The sequence below is a fragment of the Njordella aestuarii genome (assembly GCF_056494165.1).
The window spans coordinates 3,376,782-3,391,166 of record NZ_CM151397.1; the positions used below are offsets into that span (position 1 = coordinate 3,376,782).

19 protein-coding genes are annotated in these 14,385 nt (G+C 53.8%); all 19 read right to left on the reverse strand.

Annotated features, from left to right (window positions below; translation table 11 throughout):
• Positions 1-193: 193 nt before the first annotated feature.
• Positions 194-880, reverse strand: a complete 687-nt coding sequence (locus SH451x_RS13475) for a glycosyltransferase family protein (protein WP_479357432.1) — start codon at positions 878-880, stop codon at positions 194-196.
• Positions 877-1,551, reverse strand: a complete 675-nt coding sequence (locus SH451x_RS13480) for a hypothetical protein (protein ID WP_479357434.1) — start codon at positions 1,549-1,551, stop codon at positions 877-879. The genes SH451x_RS13475 and SH451x_RS13480 overlap by 4 nt, the downstream gene beginning before the upstream one ends.
• An 11-nt stretch (positions 1,552-1,562) precedes the next feature.
• Positions 1,563-2,558 (reverse strand): hypothetical protein, encoded by a 996-nt coding sequence (locus SH451x_RS13485; RefSeq protein ID WP_479357436.1) that lies wholly within the window; start codon positions 2,556-2,558, stop codon positions 1,563-1,565.
• A 2-nt stretch (positions 2,559-2,560) separates the two neighbouring features.
• Entirely contained in the window at positions 2,561-3,343 is a 783-nt protein-coding gene (locus tag SH451x_RS13490) for a hypothetical protein (RefSeq protein WP_479357438.1), read from the reverse strand.
• A 9-nt stretch (positions 3,344-3,352) separates the two neighbouring features.
• The gene (locus tag SH451x_RS13495) at positions 3,353-5,698 is read right to left on the reverse strand and encodes a phage tail tape measure protein (protein WP_479357440.1); all 2,346 of its coding nucleotides are present in this window, start codon (positions 5,696-5,698) and stop codon (positions 3,353-3,355) included.
• Between the two features lie 6 nt (positions 5,699-5,704).
• Positions 5,705-5,947, reverse strand: coding sequence for a hypothetical protein (locus SH451x_RS13500; protein ID WP_479357441.1), 243 nt, complete (start codon positions 5,945-5,947; stop codon positions 5,705-5,707).
• A gap of 26 nt (positions 5,948-5,973) precedes the next feature.
• On the reverse strand, positions 5,974-6,432 hold the full coding sequence (locus SH451x_RS13505) for a hypothetical protein (protein WP_479357443.1): 459 nt from the start codon (positions 6,430-6,432) through the stop codon (positions 5,974-5,976).
• Complete coding sequence (locus tag SH451x_RS13510) at positions 6,432-6,872, reverse strand: hypothetical protein (RefSeq protein WP_479357444.1); 441 nt, start codon at positions 6,870-6,872, stop codon at positions 6,432-6,434. The genes SH451x_RS13505 and SH451x_RS13510 overlap by 1 nt, the downstream gene beginning before the upstream one ends.
• A gap of 20 nt (positions 6,873-6,892) precedes the next feature.
• Positions 6,893-7,507, reverse strand: a complete 615-nt coding sequence (locus SH451x_RS13515) for a hypothetical protein (protein ID WP_479357446.1) — start codon at positions 7,505-7,507, stop codon at positions 6,893-6,895.
• Positions 7,504-7,932, reverse strand: a complete 429-nt coding sequence (locus tag SH451x_RS13520; protein WP_479357448.1) for a hypothetical protein — start codon at positions 7,930-7,932, stop codon at positions 7,504-7,506. The genes SH451x_RS13515 and SH451x_RS13520 overlap by 4 nt, the downstream gene beginning before the upstream one ends.
• A 7-nt stretch (positions 7,933-7,939) precedes the next feature.
• Entirely contained in the window at positions 7,940-8,320 is a 381-nt protein-coding gene (locus SH451x_RS13525) for a hypothetical protein (RefSeq protein WP_479357450.1), read from the reverse strand.
• 2 nt (positions 8,321-8,322) lie between these two features.
• Positions 8,323-8,607: a hypothetical protein gene (locus SH451x_RS13530; protein ID WP_479357452.1), complete on the reverse strand. Its 285-nt coding sequence runs from the start codon at positions 8,605-8,607 to the stop codon at positions 8,323-8,325.
• A 5-nt stretch (positions 8,608-8,612) separates the two neighbouring features.
• A complete protein-coding gene (locus SH451x_RS13535; RefSeq protein WP_479357453.1) occupies positions 8,613-9,614 on the reverse strand; it encodes a hypothetical protein in 1,002 nt (333 codons plus the stop codon).
• Positions 9,615-9,616: 2 nt separating this feature from the next.
• On the reverse strand, positions 9,617-10,216 hold the full coding sequence (locus SH451x_RS13540; protein ID WP_479357455.1) for a hypothetical protein: 600 nt from the start codon (positions 10,214-10,216) through the stop codon (positions 9,617-9,619).
• A gap of 119 nt (positions 10,217-10,335) precedes the next feature.
• A complete protein-coding gene (locus tag SH451x_RS13545) occupies positions 10,336-10,662 on the reverse strand; it encodes a hypothetical protein (protein WP_479357457.1) in 327 nt (108 codons plus the stop codon).
• Between the two features lie 3 nt (positions 10,663-10,665).
• Entirely contained in the window at positions 10,666-11,019 is a 354-nt protein-coding gene (locus SH451x_RS13550) for a DUF2190 family protein (RefSeq protein WP_146675903.1), read from the reverse strand.
• Between the two features lie 9 nt (positions 11,020-11,028).
• Entirely contained in the window at positions 11,029-11,358 is a 330-nt protein-coding gene (locus tag SH451x_RS13555; RefSeq protein WP_479357458.1) for a DUF2190 family protein, read from the reverse strand.
• A gap of 60 nt (positions 11,359-11,418) precedes the next feature.
• Positions 11,419-13,437 carry a phage major capsid protein gene (locus SH451x_RS13560; protein ID WP_479357460.1) on the reverse strand — a complete coding sequence of 673 codons (2,019 nt, stop codon included), beginning with the start codon at positions 13,435-13,437 and terminating at the stop codon, positions 11,419-11,421.
• Complete coding sequence (locus SH451x_RS13565; RefSeq protein WP_479362911.1) at positions 13,403-13,951, reverse strand: hypothetical protein; 549 nt, start codon at positions 13,949-13,951, stop codon at positions 13,403-13,405. The genes SH451x_RS13560 and SH451x_RS13565 overlap by 35 nt, the downstream gene beginning before the upstream one ends.
• Between the last annotated feature and the right edge of the window lie 434 nt (positions 13,952-14,385).

The following is a 14,385-nucleotide window of genomic DNA, read 5'->3' on the forward strand; positions in this document are numbered from 1 at the left end:
TTACTTGGCAATTGATAAACCATTTTTCTAACTCCTAAACTCGGTGTCCGTCGCACTTGTTGTTTGCTTGTGCGTGGTAATAGACGCGAGCAACGCAACCTGGTTCGCAAAAAGATTAAAACTTTTCAAACTTGCATATCTATAAACCCTGAAGCGATTGAAATGTACTCGACAATATTCGTCGTAGTCGAAATCACAAATGAGGGCTTAACTCGTTCAAAAGTAGAAGCGAGTTTCTGAGATCAGCAAGTCGATCGTGTTTCCCAGCATAGTGAATAATGAAGGCGCGGTGCATGTCTTGCTCAAATCGCTTATGGCACCAGCACCAGTTGAAGCGGCGGTCTAACTCTTTCAGCGGTGCTTCGTGGAGTTGTAAGTTGAGCGATAGATACAACTGTTCGACGGCCCAGTAGTTTGCCGGGACTGGATACTTCGGCGGAAAATAGTACTCGGCGCTGTTGGGCGGCATAACCATCACACCGGAGTTGATGTGCCGGGTCAGGTAGACGTAGGGCAGATGAAGTGCATCGCAAAGTGCGTTGGCGTGGCGCTGAGTCTGGTCGTTCTCAAGCTCGTGGAAGCGAGCCAGACCGTTCTCATCGATGACGCCCCAGGATCCTAGGGGAACTTCGTCGAAGATGTTTGGACATTGTGGGGTAACCACACAGTCCAGATCCAAAAACAGAGTCTGATCGTATTGCGGTGTGACCGTGTTGGCCAAGTACTTGATTGCTGGAGTGTATGGCGGTGCGTGTTCACGTTCAATTATCACATACTCAGCACTGCAGCGCTCGGCGTATTCGCGGTGATTGTCACCGGTGACAGCGTGTTCGGCGCGGGCTTTATCACCAGCCACAATGTTTAACAGCGCTCGCTTCATAGACCGAGCTCCCGTAGATCACGCTCGATGGCTTTTAACTTCTTGGCAGGCGTTTCCCAAAAGCTGCGGCCGGCATGGTGGATCACAAACGCTTGGTCACGCCCTGCAATAAAGTCTACATGGCTCATGAAGCTCCAGTTCCAGCGGCGATCGATCGCTCGATAGGGCGCTTCGCCTGCGTATAGCTTGCGACTCAGCAGCGATTGATCGGTGAGCCAATTCAACGATACCGAATCATAATCTGGGTAGTAGATCCGCTGCGCATCGGTCGGCATGATCAACACGCCGTTGTTGGTACTCAGCGCTAATTCGTCGGCGCTAACATCAGCACACTGGGCCACAAACTCGCGACAGTCTTTGCGCAAGCGGTAATACTCGTCGACAACGCCCCAATGTCCCGGTGGAACAACGTTTTCAAATGTCGGACATTTCCGAGTCACGATCGTGTCGTTGTCCAGATGCAAGGTGATATCGTATTCCGCTGCAACTTCTCCTGCTCGCCACTTCCACCAGCAGCAGCGCAGGTCATCACCGATCTCCACGATCTCGGCGCGATAATCAGCTCCCACCCAGTCCGCGTATCGCCGATGGTTCTCACGAGTTAGCTCATGTTCGGCATTAGGCTGACCATGACGGACGCCCACGATATCACACACGCACAATCGCTTCATGGAATCCTTTCTCACTCTGGCATTTCGATCTGCATCATCTCGAGATTGCCATTCCCGCCACTGGAGTATGAGCCACACGCGCAGACTTGTCCGACTGCGAAGGGTTCTAACTTCGACTCGTTGTCACAGAAAGCGACTTGAACTTTACGACGCATTGCAATCAGCGTCTGGCAATCGCATCCCGAACTGGAGCCTCCGTAGGCTCCACCGCTAAGACGCAGTGATTCCACCACGTATTGCGACTTGTGAACAACTTGCACAATCACCCAGTTCTTGACTTGGGGCGAGTCGTCCCAATAGATCGCAACGCGTTCAAGCTGGTTGGCAGCCAAGCGAAAAGCATTCCACGCGGGGATTACGGGAAGAGCCAAACCTGATAGATCGTACGGCTTTACATTGGCCATGAACTGGGAACTATACAGGTCTTGCTGTAGTTCTGCGGTAAGAGTGAGTGGTAAGCGGTTGTTGCTAAGTCGGATGACGGCCCACTGCACACCTGCGTTTTGATGTGCGCGCCATAAGATGCGAGCGGAACCGACCTGGTCGTTGACTTGTAGATGTTGGGAAGATCCAGCGCTTACATCCGCAAACCAATTCGGAGCTTCCGCATGAAGAACATTGACGCGGACCGGAGTTACGCCACTAACCATGCACGGGATAATTGCATCGGGCTTGGCAGGCGAAAGTGCAACAGCGAAACGGCCAGCAGAGGTGTCAGTTGGTACGACCCCATCAAAGGCCGGGCGGTTGGAGAACTCCAGCAAGTTATCGCTGGGCTTGATGATCACATCGTTTAAACCCACGATGCCGAAACGTGCGATGTCTAGGCCGGTTTTGTTGCGAACCTTTACTATATCGCCTTGGCGGAAGACGTTAGCTGCTTCGCCCGATTGATTATGCTGGCCTTCACTAAAGCTGCGGGCAGCATCGACCATCGAGTTCCAAGTATTGGCAGGGATCTCTAGTGGTTTGCCTGCCTGGACCTTTTTAAACTTATCGCCTGCCATGGCTAACCTGCCAGTCCTAACAAGGAGAAGTCTCCATAGTGGTAAACTTGCTCCACATAGGCCGCAATCGGCTTTTTCACCAGCGTCTGCGAACTAGTATCGGTATCGTCAACGAAGCGTACCCACAGGTAGTGCCAGCCTTCTTTGACAATGCCGGTAATATTCCCTAGTTGCAAGTTGGCCGCATTCGGACTAGCTGCAAAGCGGAACGTGATCTCCCAATCGTCCTTACCTCGTTTGGAACCGCTGGCTCCTAAGAAGAGAAGCTCACCCTTGGCAAAGCCTTTGAACGGGGCTCCGTTTACGCGGCCAGTCAAGCGAAACAATTGCAGCTTGTAAGCTTGACTGACGAGCAGATTGTCAATGAAGTGTGTCTCGGTAAAGTTATAGACCGGAACTGTAATATCGGTTCCGACCACTTGGTCGTCGTTAACACCAATCGCACCCTGGAAATTTGGCGCCGTAAAACCTGGTGCTGCGTGTCGACCAACCGTAGTGAGACTCTGAGAGACATGCTGTGTTCCGCCGCCGGTGTCGAACGTAAACTGCGGTTCGCCTTTGGTTTCATAGCGTGCCGCACATTCCCAAACGTCACCGCCAATCGGATCGAAGGTTACATCGCTTCGGCGTAGGCCAAGATATGCGGCCGGTGATGTAGCCAGCAGCAACGCACGAACCACGGCATCATCGTCGGTGCCTTGGATGACATAACGCAGTTCGGCCGAAGGCTGGTCCCCTTCACTGCCTTCGCGACTGCGGTAGGTTTCATCGATCGTAATCGGCATGTTATAAAATTACTCTGTGAAAACAAGTCGCCCGCGTTTAGCCTGATCGGCCAGCATCTTGGTATTGAATGCGACTTGTTCGGTTGCTTTGGCGGTGCGCTGCGAAAGAGAATCGGATCCGAGGCCTGCTAGAGCAAGAGCGTTAAAGCCACCCTTGCTTTCCACTTTCGCTTGCTGGTCGCCTAGAAGACTGCGGCTGGCAGCCAAGGTCGACTGGATCTCAGGTACAGAGGGACGTTTGGGTTTGCCATCTTCGTCTTTATTTCCTTCCTTCGCGCCGTTTGCTACTTCATCGACAGACGCCTGCCAGGCTCGTCTTGCTTCGTCGACTTCACGCTGGCTGGCCTGCATATCGCTTTGGAATTGTTGGTCGCGTTTCTTTTGATCAATGTCCTGCAGTTGATCGAGCCCCTGCTGGACGCCGGTCCGTCGGTCCTCGATCTGCTGGCGCGATTGTTGACGCTCGCTGTCGCGTTTGCCGATCGATTCGAGCATCGCCGTTTTACTGGCTTGATTCTTAGCCTCCGTCTCAGCGTCGATCTCCTTGATTTCGGCTTCCAGGTCAATGTCGGCATCGAAGAGTGACTTGAGACGCGTCCAGGCTTTACGAATAAAGCCGACGGTGGTATGCCAAGTCTTCGTGAGCATGTTCTGGAACAAAGACCAAGAGTCGGCTAAGAACGCAATCGACTCGATCCAGGTTGCTTCCAGACCGGACGTAGCATCAGTGAGCACCCGAGCCACGCCAAAGGATGCGGAACTAGCTATGTCCAGAAATGCTTTTTTGAAGTTAAGCCACACGCCGGTGAGAAAGTTGACACCACGCTGCCACTCCAGCTTGAGCAGTGCCCACAGGACCTTTGCAGCCAGTGCAATGTTCCCGGAAGCCAGAGCCGTGGCAATCGCATTCCATGATGCTAGTGCATCCTCCTTGAGGATTGTAAACTTTGCAGCGAGCCACGAGAGAGCTTGCGTGCCGACGTCGCTGGCGTAAAGCAAATACGCACCCAGGCTTAAAACCGAAATGAGCAACAGACCGATCGGAGTGAGCAGTGCACCGAGCAAACTTCCAACCACGGTGATAGCACCAGCGACGATGCCCATGACTGTTCCGAATCCACCGAGTGCCAAGCCAATGAAACTAAATGCAATACCCACCGCGATCAGCGTTGCTCCTGCTGCGGCAATGCCAGCCAGTACGAGCGCCATGGTGCGAATGACTTTGTGGTTCGCTTCGATCCACTGGATGATGGTGCCAAGTGTTCCAGAAACGGCGGCCGAGAATTTCTGCAGCGAACCTGCGAGCGCCTCGCCAAGAGCGATGGCGACTCCTTCGATGCTACTCAGCAAGATGCGAAACGATCCGCCTAGACCAGAGTCCATTTCTTTGGCTGTCTTCGCAGCAGTTCCTTGAGCATTCTGCAATTCGTCAAAAAGCTGACGTGTGTTGGCAACAGATTTACCGATCGCGCTAGCGGCAGTAATACCGAGCAGACCAAAGACTTCGTTGAACTTGGCCATGCGCTGACCCGTTGGAAGGTTCTTAGTTGCTTCCGCCACATCAGCCAGTACATCGACGAGTTTGCGAGTGTTACCGGCTGCATCTGCCGTTTGCACACCGAAGACATCGGCGAACTTCTTGGCTTCCGCTGCGCTCAATGTTAGTAGACGACGCAGCGCCGTGCCCGCTTCACTCCCTTGGATGCCCACATTGCCAAGCGCACCTAGTACTGCCAGCGTTTCTTCCAGACTGAGTCCAGCGTCGGCTGCCACGGGTCCAGCGTATTGGAAGGCTTCACCCAGCGCTTCCACACTGTTGAAGGTCTTATTGGCAGCGGCGGTAAAACCATCGGCCACACGCGTTGCATCGGTTGCCTCGAGCCCGAACTGGCGAATCGTTGCGGCCATGATCCCCGAGGCTAGCGTGGCATCGGTGCCTGTTGCACGAGCCATGTCCATCACAGCGCCGGTCATTTCGATGATCTGGTCGGGCTTAAAGCCTGCCCGCCCCAGTTCCGTCATTAATGATCCAACTTGCGATGCGGTATAGCTAGTCGTGGCACCGAGGAGTTTAGCTTTATCACGCAGACGGTCAAACTCTTCAGCAGTCGCCTGAGTCACGCCTTTGACAGCCAGCATCTGGTCATCGAATGATGCATAGACAGCAACGCTTGCAGCGAGTGGTACAGCGGAGGTCGCCCCGACACTTAACATCCGCATGCCCACAGCTCGCGTGGCAGCTCCGAAGGCTTCCAGCCGTTTCTTGGCGGCTGCTAGGCCTTTAAGGAATGCCGCATCCTTGGTCGTTAGCTCGACGTAGGCAGCTCCTGCTTTGACTTGTCGAGTTGTGGCCATGTGGAACTAACGCTTGGGAATGAAAACCTGTTTAAGCACGTTGATGTCAGTTTTCGGATGCTTGGCTTCAGACTTACTCACCGGCACAGGCTGAAAATCCGCTGGCGTGAACGGTTTCGGTTTTTTCTTGGGATCGCGATGGATATTTGCCAGCGTGGCAATGATCGTGGAAGTATGCTGCCATGCTTCTTTGCGATGCGCCTCTGCCATCCAAACCAATTCGCGCAGCGTAAGTGGACCTGGATGCACACCGACAACGCCTGCGAGTTGCCAGATCAGCTTCCAGATATCGCGTGCGTTGAGATTTTTTGACGCAGTAGGTTCATCAGTTTGCTCTCGAGTTGTGGATTGTCGAGCTCTTGGTCTGCTAGCTCGATCGCTTTGGTTTCCAGGTTGCGAAACTTCTGCAGCGCTTTTCCCAGTAGCTCGCGCCGGTTCCTGGGGAAAAAATCGACCAGCTCCTCCAACAAGCTGGTTGTTGCATGGTCAATTGCATCGCCGGCCATGGCTCGTCCAAAGTCTTCGTCGCTTACATTGCGTTGATCAGCTTCCGGTTTGCATATCACGTAGATGCAGTCGCAAAGTAGAATGGGATCTCCGACCAAGCGTTCTATCAACTTGCCTTCGACGGCTTCCAAGAGATCGATGCTTAAGATTGCACGAAGTCGTCGAATACAATCAACATTCACAGTGATGGTCCAACTGCGTCCCGCATTGTCGGTAAAGGTACGCATTACGGAGGTCCTCCATTAACCCACTGCGGTGGAGTGGCTGCATAGGTTGGTTTGATCGTTACGTCCACCGTGATGGCCTCTTCGAGCGCTTCGGTGCGGGTGAATGAAAACACTTCACAGGTCGCAAGTAAGCCTTCCGCCAGTGGATCCGTCGCTGGGCCTGACAAGATCTTGAAATCGAGTGGCGTGTCGGTTAAGAACGATTCCCGAATTGACGTAAAGCCTGGATCCTCAGTATCCCAGACCATCTGGAACTCGATCGACGCATCTTTTAGCGTACCTACCGTCGCGCGCCAGCCGTTGTTAGCACGTGTAGTGACATCCGCCTCGGCCTTCTCCAAGTTCAACGTCACGTCCTTGACGTTGGTTAATTCCGTGGGCGCACCGCCTCCGGCAGGACCATAGTAGAGTCTCGCATCTAAACCGAGTCGAACTGACATAACCAGCTACTCCTTCCAAGTTAATCATGAACCGAGTCAGCCCAATGCTTGGGCAAACGGTCGCGCATCTTCTCTAAAGCAGGCCCCATAAATGGTCGCTTTGGATAGTGTTTTGTTTTCTTTGCGTCAGCCTGCCGCAACTGATTTTCGTTTTCTACGATGGCCGATGCTCGCTTGGCCTGGGCTTGAGTACGAAGTTGAATTCGAGCAAAGGTTTTACTTCGCCGTGCGTACCTGCCCCGTTTATCACGCAGCATGTTACCGCTGCGGCGTATTGGTCCGTACTCACCAACCTGGAACTTGTGGGCTTTGAGTAGCTTGAGCTTGGACCTGGTCGTGCCACCAAACTCGTGCAAGTTCCAAATCGTTTGCGCGTATTCGTTCGTCGGGCCAATGACGGCTTCGCTATTACGTTCATTGACATCGTAGGTAACGACCCGTTTCAAGTGCCCTGTGGGTGTGTGGGGCGCAGTTCCCGGCCGGGATGGTTTCTTTGATCTACGGATACTTCGAACTGCCGTCAAGCGAATCGCTCCACTAGCGTGTTTCAAGCTCTTGAAGCTTGCCTTCTGAAGTTTGTCTTTCAGCTTGCGATCATCAAAGCGAACTCTGGCTTGCAGCAGAGCGATGGTCATTTAGCCACACGGAAGTTCAACGTGAGCAAACTTGTAAACTGATTCATCTGTGCCCAGTGCTCCTGGGAATAGAGCACGCGGTGCTGGGTTGTCGTCCAGATCGCATTCGGGAAGCTTGCAAGGCGCTTCAATCGAAAATGGTCCGAGATTTCTTCGACTAAGGATACGAGTGGATCAATTTCTGCCGCATCGCCCTTTTTAAACTTCTTCTGGACAGCCAGATCAATCGCGGCATCGAAGCTATTACGATGACGATCAAGGCCGCGAACATGCAACTCGCAAGGCACCACACTCACGTGCAACTCTTTCATCTCTTTGATGTCAAAGTTCGGTACGTAGAGCCGCACCGCTTGCACAGTTAAAGTCATGGACGCTGCATTGAGTTCGGCCACGACGGCATCGGCGATTTGGATGACAGTTGACACGCTTAAGTTAAACCTCTTCGGTGTTGATCAATTTGGTATGAATGCGGAGTTTTAAGCGATACGGGTCGCTGTACCGCCAAGGTTTTTGATTACCAATGGGCAGCACCTCGTAGGTAAACAACAAACCGTCTTGGAGTTCGAGGATTAGGTCGCCACGCTCCGGGAGAGTACGCTGACCATTGAGGATCAGGGCATCAGCGTTGATCAGGTAGTCTCGGATTTCCATCCGGAGTACGAGTCCATCGCCCACATCTTGCTCGCCCTGGGTTTTTCCGAGCGTGGCTTGGAGTACAACCGCATGTTCATCTCGCTTGTAGGTGACCTCGCGCGAGACGAACTGCGTTAGTTGTTCGGAAAGCCACTGCTGACCAGCCCGCAGAATGTCCATCTCTATTTCGTGGTCTTCTTGTCGGTACCGAGCAGCGTAGTCGCTTTAGAACGAACTTCGTCGAGCCACACTTCGGTAGCGCGGCGCTGGTACTCGTCCGATACAGCCGTAGCTTCTTCATTCAGCTGCTGCTGACGAAGAGTACGCTGTGGCGCTGCAGAACTGACGAGGGGAAGGATCGACTGCGAAGCAAGACTTTGCTTCAGTTGTGGCTCTGGTCTTCGCGTTGGCAGTAGAGCAACCACCAAGAGAACCACCACCACGAAAACGGCAACTGTTAATAGCATGGTTGTTATAAACCTCGTTTGATGAGAATGAAGCCAACTAAGAAAATTGCGATGACGAATAGCCCAACAGTGGCAATCTCACCCGCAGATAGCCACATGAGCGCATTACGAGTATCTTCAGCACCGTCAAACAAATCCCGAACACGATCTAGCGGACGCTGAGCGTCTGGAGCTGGCGTGGGACAGTATTCATCGTTGCAGTCTTCAGCGGCCAAGTAGAGCTTGGGCGAAATTGCATCGTCCCAAGAGTAACCGCGTGTTTTGACTGCGCCAGTTTTCTGAGCTTCCTTGGCTTGTTTGTAGAGTGTATGACCATGCTTTAGGTCCGAGTAAAGTTCTTCCGGTGAGCTGGGGATCATAGTGCGACCGGCGGCGTGGATGTGTCCACCAGTTGCATCTTGGAAGAGAACAACTGGGAACTGATCGACCGGGACAATGTCCGCGTAACGCGTCTTATAGATGGGATTTGCTGCAGTGTAGACTTGGAATTCACAGCTTTCTTTGAGGGACGCAAGTTGCTTGTTCTGAGTAAACCAATTCTGTAAACTTCGGCTAGTTGCATCGGTGCCTACGAATAGTGCAATCTGGTAGCTCTTCTTCTGAGGCGGTGATGCTGGAGCGGCCACTGGTGGTGTTACAGCAGGTCTGTTCACAGCAGGGGCATTGATGAAGCTAGGTGCTGGTTGAACTGGTACGGCGCTCGGTGGCACAATGACGACTGGCTGATTTACTACGCGACTCGGCAGGCAATTGGGAGTACACGCGGCAGACTGTTGTTTAATTTCGCCCTGTGCTTGAAGATTCACCGACTGAGGTTGCTGCAGCTTTTCAATGGTTCCAATACTTGGCGCTGGCAGTTGATAGTCTGGTACTGTCCAACTCTGGTTCGCTGTATGTACATCGGTCGGCCTATGCAAAGCGGTGAACACAGCGCCCAAGAGAACCGCATGAACTATGGCCACGATGATGAGTCCTAAACTAAGGCGGATGCGAATCGAATCATTCATTGTTAAAGAACCTCGTAACTGCGATAGGGAAGTGAACTGTTGGGATCGTTCAGGACGGTCAGGGCAAAGCCACCGTAACCTGCCCACAGACGGATAAACTGTTCGCGTGGAGTTAACTCAAATCGTCCCGGATAGTTGTTGTCGAGGATCGCTGCGTACTGCTGACCGTCGCGCTCGACCCAACCGACGAAAGTGCAACAGTGCGAAGGCTTCCACCAGAGGATGGCTCCTCGCCTAGTTGCGCTGGCCCAATCGAGGAATCGCGGATCGGCTTTGAGCGTGTAGCTGTAGTCAATGCCGGCAGCATCCAAGCGATCACGCAGACGTGAGTCCCACTCGCCGTCGGCATAGGTCGCTCGCCAGCGTTCGCCAAGCTCGAATCTATTGAGCCAACGCAAGTGGTTCACAAGCGAGGCGTGAACGCAGCTCCCCTGACCAAGTGATCCTGTCCAATTGCGCTGATGCAATTGCACTGGCAGGTTCGCTGGTGGTTGCTCCGGTTCAGGCGTTGGCAATGCACGAACGTTGACGACGCCCGAATCGCAGCCAGCCAATACGAGCAGCATCAGTGCACAGGCTGAAATCAATTGTTTATGAATCATATTGAGCTCGTTGCTAAAACTATTGACGGTGACGACTAACGCTGGACCGCAAACGCAGGGATCGTTTGGAGCACCGAGGTGCAACTCGTGCCCCTGGTGCGGGCCAGCGGTAGGCGTCGCTAACTCTTGAACACCACCCACAGCTGCGGATTCAACTGAGGCGTCGAAGCCACGAAGCGAATGGGCAGTCCGCACATCGCCTTCATCGTGACGTAGCGCGGATTGGTTGGATCGAATAACTCGCTCTCATACTTGGCGAGTTCTGCGACCTCTCCGTTGGGAAGCCAGCCCTCGATGGTCCACTGCGATGGCGTCGATTGCTTGGCAATACAAAAGCAACTGCGGAACTCGCCCACCGAGATCCACTGGCTGACTTGGCCGTTTGCCAGACGCAGTGGCTGAACAGAGCGTGCGCGATCGACAGTTACTTTTGCGATTGATCCCATGGCTTATTGACTCAGTCGTAAACGGACACAGCGGGTTCCTGGCGGCGCGGATTCGATGGCTTTGCCCATCATCGGATGGGCGTAAGCGTTCTTGACCACATGCCAACTGATCTCCGACCAGTAAAGGATCGTGCCAGCGGGAATGTTAGTGGTTGGATCTTTCACGACATCGAAGACGCCCCGCATCGTGATGCTGCCACGTGAGCCCGCACTAATCCCAAACTTTGCGATGCCCACGAGCCGGTCGACGACAACCACTGAGCCAGCGGCCACGTCGGACTCGGGGACGATCGGCAAGGTGTTACCATCCGCGACGAAGATGGCTCCTGCATTTATGATTTGTGCGTTGTTGCTCACGGCGTCTCATCACTGGCTCAGGCGAACGCGGACGAAGGAATCAGTGGCGGCAGCGTCATTGACGACTTTGCCGAGGTATACGGTTCCCGCATCGACGTCGGTGACGATTCCGTCGGTCGTCGCGTAGATCTTCTGGCCAGCCGCATAGACCTCGGCATCCGCCGGGTCTTTGGGAATGTCAAAGACGCCTTCCACAGCGATTGAGCCAAGCGAGCCGGCTTTGATGTCGCGTTTGGTGATCCCCACCAAGTCGCCTTGGATCACGATTGATCCAACGGCAACATCAACGGTGGGAGTGAAATCGACGGCCTTACCGTCATGAACGAATTGAGCTTGCATGGATTATGGAATCCTTGAGGACAAAGAAGGGTTGGTTTCAGAGCGGTCAGTAGACGAGGCTTACTCGCCAGTGACCTTCACAGCGGCGCGTGGGTCTTGCGAGTTCACACCGAAGTCGATGTAAGAACGGAAGCCCATGCCGAGCGTGTTGGCCGGCATCTCAACGCGTTCGATGACAGGCGTGCGTCGACCATTGAGGAACACGATCTCAAACGCGGGCAGCACATTCGGATTGGCGAACAGATACCAGGCCGAGCCGCTGGCTCCCTGGTAGTAGCTGTCCGACAAGTGCGGCGTTGAAATGACGCGATACTTGTTGCGGTGAGGGTTGTCGACCGGAATCTTGGTCGGCGTCCCCTGCGCGTCCATCATGAGCTGTGCCGACCCCATGAGCAGTTCCGCATCGGTTTCGATCTCGACGGGAACGACCAGGAACTCAGGCCGAATGTTGATCGGCTTTTGATCCTTGGCTTTGTTGCCTGGCCCAACCTTCTGTTTGCGGAAGGTGGTCTTGGCCACGGTGAGAGACTCGGGACCGAACTTGGTGTCTGGACCTGTGAGCAAGTTGCCATTGGCTGAGGAAAAGAACGCGGTGTTCTTGAGCAGCAGCGTGAAGAACAGCTCGTCAATCGACTCCGCTCCGCTACGTCCCATTTGACGTGGGATGTCCATGAACGCGTTGAGGTCATCGTTGATGATGTCGTGGCGAGTCAGTGCAAGGATCTGACCGTAAGTATCAGCCTTGTTGCTGTACTTTTGGTCGGAGAGCTTGCCATGCTTCAATTCACCATCGGGCGCAACCTTTTCGAAACCACCGGTACCGAGCAGTCGATAACGAGAGATCTCCTTGAAGTCGCTCACAGTTCCGATGCTGCACAAATCAAACGCGGCGATCGGCGTCGATTCATAGGCAGACAGGAGCGTCTTGTTCATGACATTCTCGAGGATGCCAGGAAGCGACATCGTCGAGAATCCGGCACGAATCGTTGCCGTTCCATCGCCGAAGACGCGCGGAACATCGAAGCCTTCGAGCCGCGCGCACTCGGCGACGAGCTCACGCAAGCCAATGTGCCGAAGCGGATCGGCAGCGTTGAGCGTTCGCTCTCCGTAGGCCTTGAGCAACTTGGTTTCGTCGAGTCCTACCGATAAGCAGCAAGCTGCCTCGAGGACTTCGCGTCGGTACATCGGTTGGCTTGCCTGTTGGTCAGGGGCCTTAGGTCGTTCGATTCGTAGCACTGCCAACTCCGTTTTGGTAACGCTCCAGCCTTCTTCAATGGCGCGAGCTTCGATCTCTGGATGCTTGCCAGCACACACTTTGCGAATGCCGGCGATACGTTTGGATTCAGCAGCGGCTTCGATACGCATCTTTTGAACAGGCGAGAGGCCTGAGGCTTGAGACTTGAGGTTTTTGTTGAGATCCAGCGATGCATTCACTGGTTCGAGCTCGTCCGTGTCATCCTCTGCTTCGTCTGCGTCCTCTTCCTCAGGCCTCACGCCTCCCGCCTCAAGCCTGGCGGTGGTGTCATCGTCGGCACCAAGGGCTACGAACGAGACTTCACCCAGCGTTGACTTGCGTGCGATGTAGACAGGACCCTTGAACTCGCGACTATTGGCGGTTGCGGTCTTGCCTTCAGGAATGAAGACAACCTTGTCGGCGTTCGCACCAAGTGATGCTTGCCAAGGGAAACCGTTCTCGCTGGTTGCGATGACTTCCTGAGCGGTGTTGCCCACGCCTGAGATCACGCCTGCGACTTCGAGCCGCGAATCGCCGACCATGATGTCATCGGTATGACCAACGATACTGGCACGATCATGGTCCTTGAGAATAGGGCGCGACTTGCGAGTCACTCGCATGCCCGCTAAGTCAACGACTACGGGATATGGCCAGCCACCAAGACGCATCGCGCCACCGGTGTAAGCGACCATTGAAAACTTTCGCAACGCCGGCTTGCCTTCTTCGGCAGCCTCAGCGGCTTGTAAATTGATCGAACTGGCATCGTCACAAACGATTCGCAGCGAACTGGGTACCGATTCGGCATCCACCTCACTCTGCTGGTTCGACTGCAATGTCTTCGTCATCCGTTACATCTCCTGGAGAAAGTGAAGTTGAATCGGTCGAGAGTCCGAGCTCACGCATGAGCGAGATCGCTTTCGCGCGTTGTTTAAGTTCCGCCTCCCAATCACGCCCCTGCCTCGCGTATTCATGGGCCAGAGTTGTCGTATGATTGGCGAGGCGGATTTTCTGGGCATTGGCTTCTTTGGCCGGGTCGACATGTTCATGTCCGTCCCAGAACCATTGGTGCTCGAAGGTAGAATCGAGCGTGCGAAGCGAATGAGGCAGATAGCCTTCGATGAGAATCGCTTCGCTAAGCCATGCATACAGAATGCGATCCAGAACGGTGCGAGCCATTTGAGACTGCTCGACACGGATCGACTTGAAGTAGGTTTGGTGGTCGAGTCGCCCGGAGGCATAGTTGTAACCCGACGAATTACCAGCAGCGACATTGAACGGCATGTTCAAACAACGTGCGATTTCATTGAGAATTTCGCGTTTGAACTCGGCGTACGTGGTCGCCGGTTGTTCTGCATGCAGAAACCTGGGTCAGATTGAATCTAGCTCAATCAGTGCATTGATGTACTCGTCACGACATACCATATGACGACCGCTTTTCAATCGGTTTCAACTCAAAATGTCCGTTCTCTATCGGGAAACAACCACTCAACTCTATTCTCTGAACTACTCTTCGCGATGGAAATAGCAATTCGAAAGAGGCATGAAGACGATCTCTAACCTTGTCCGCCTCTCCATTGCATGGTTTAATGCAAAGACCCGACCCGGCCGTGCGCGGCAGGCCCCGCATGGCTTTTGACGTCTCCAACTTCCGAGCGTTCGACATAAACATGCACCCTCGAGATGTGGATGAAATGGAACCTTGACGCTTGCGGAAAAGAACAAGGTTCGCGACAAGTTTTTCGGATTCGCTGAGGTTCTTAGATTCATGAGTAACTAATGGTTTCAAAAAGGAA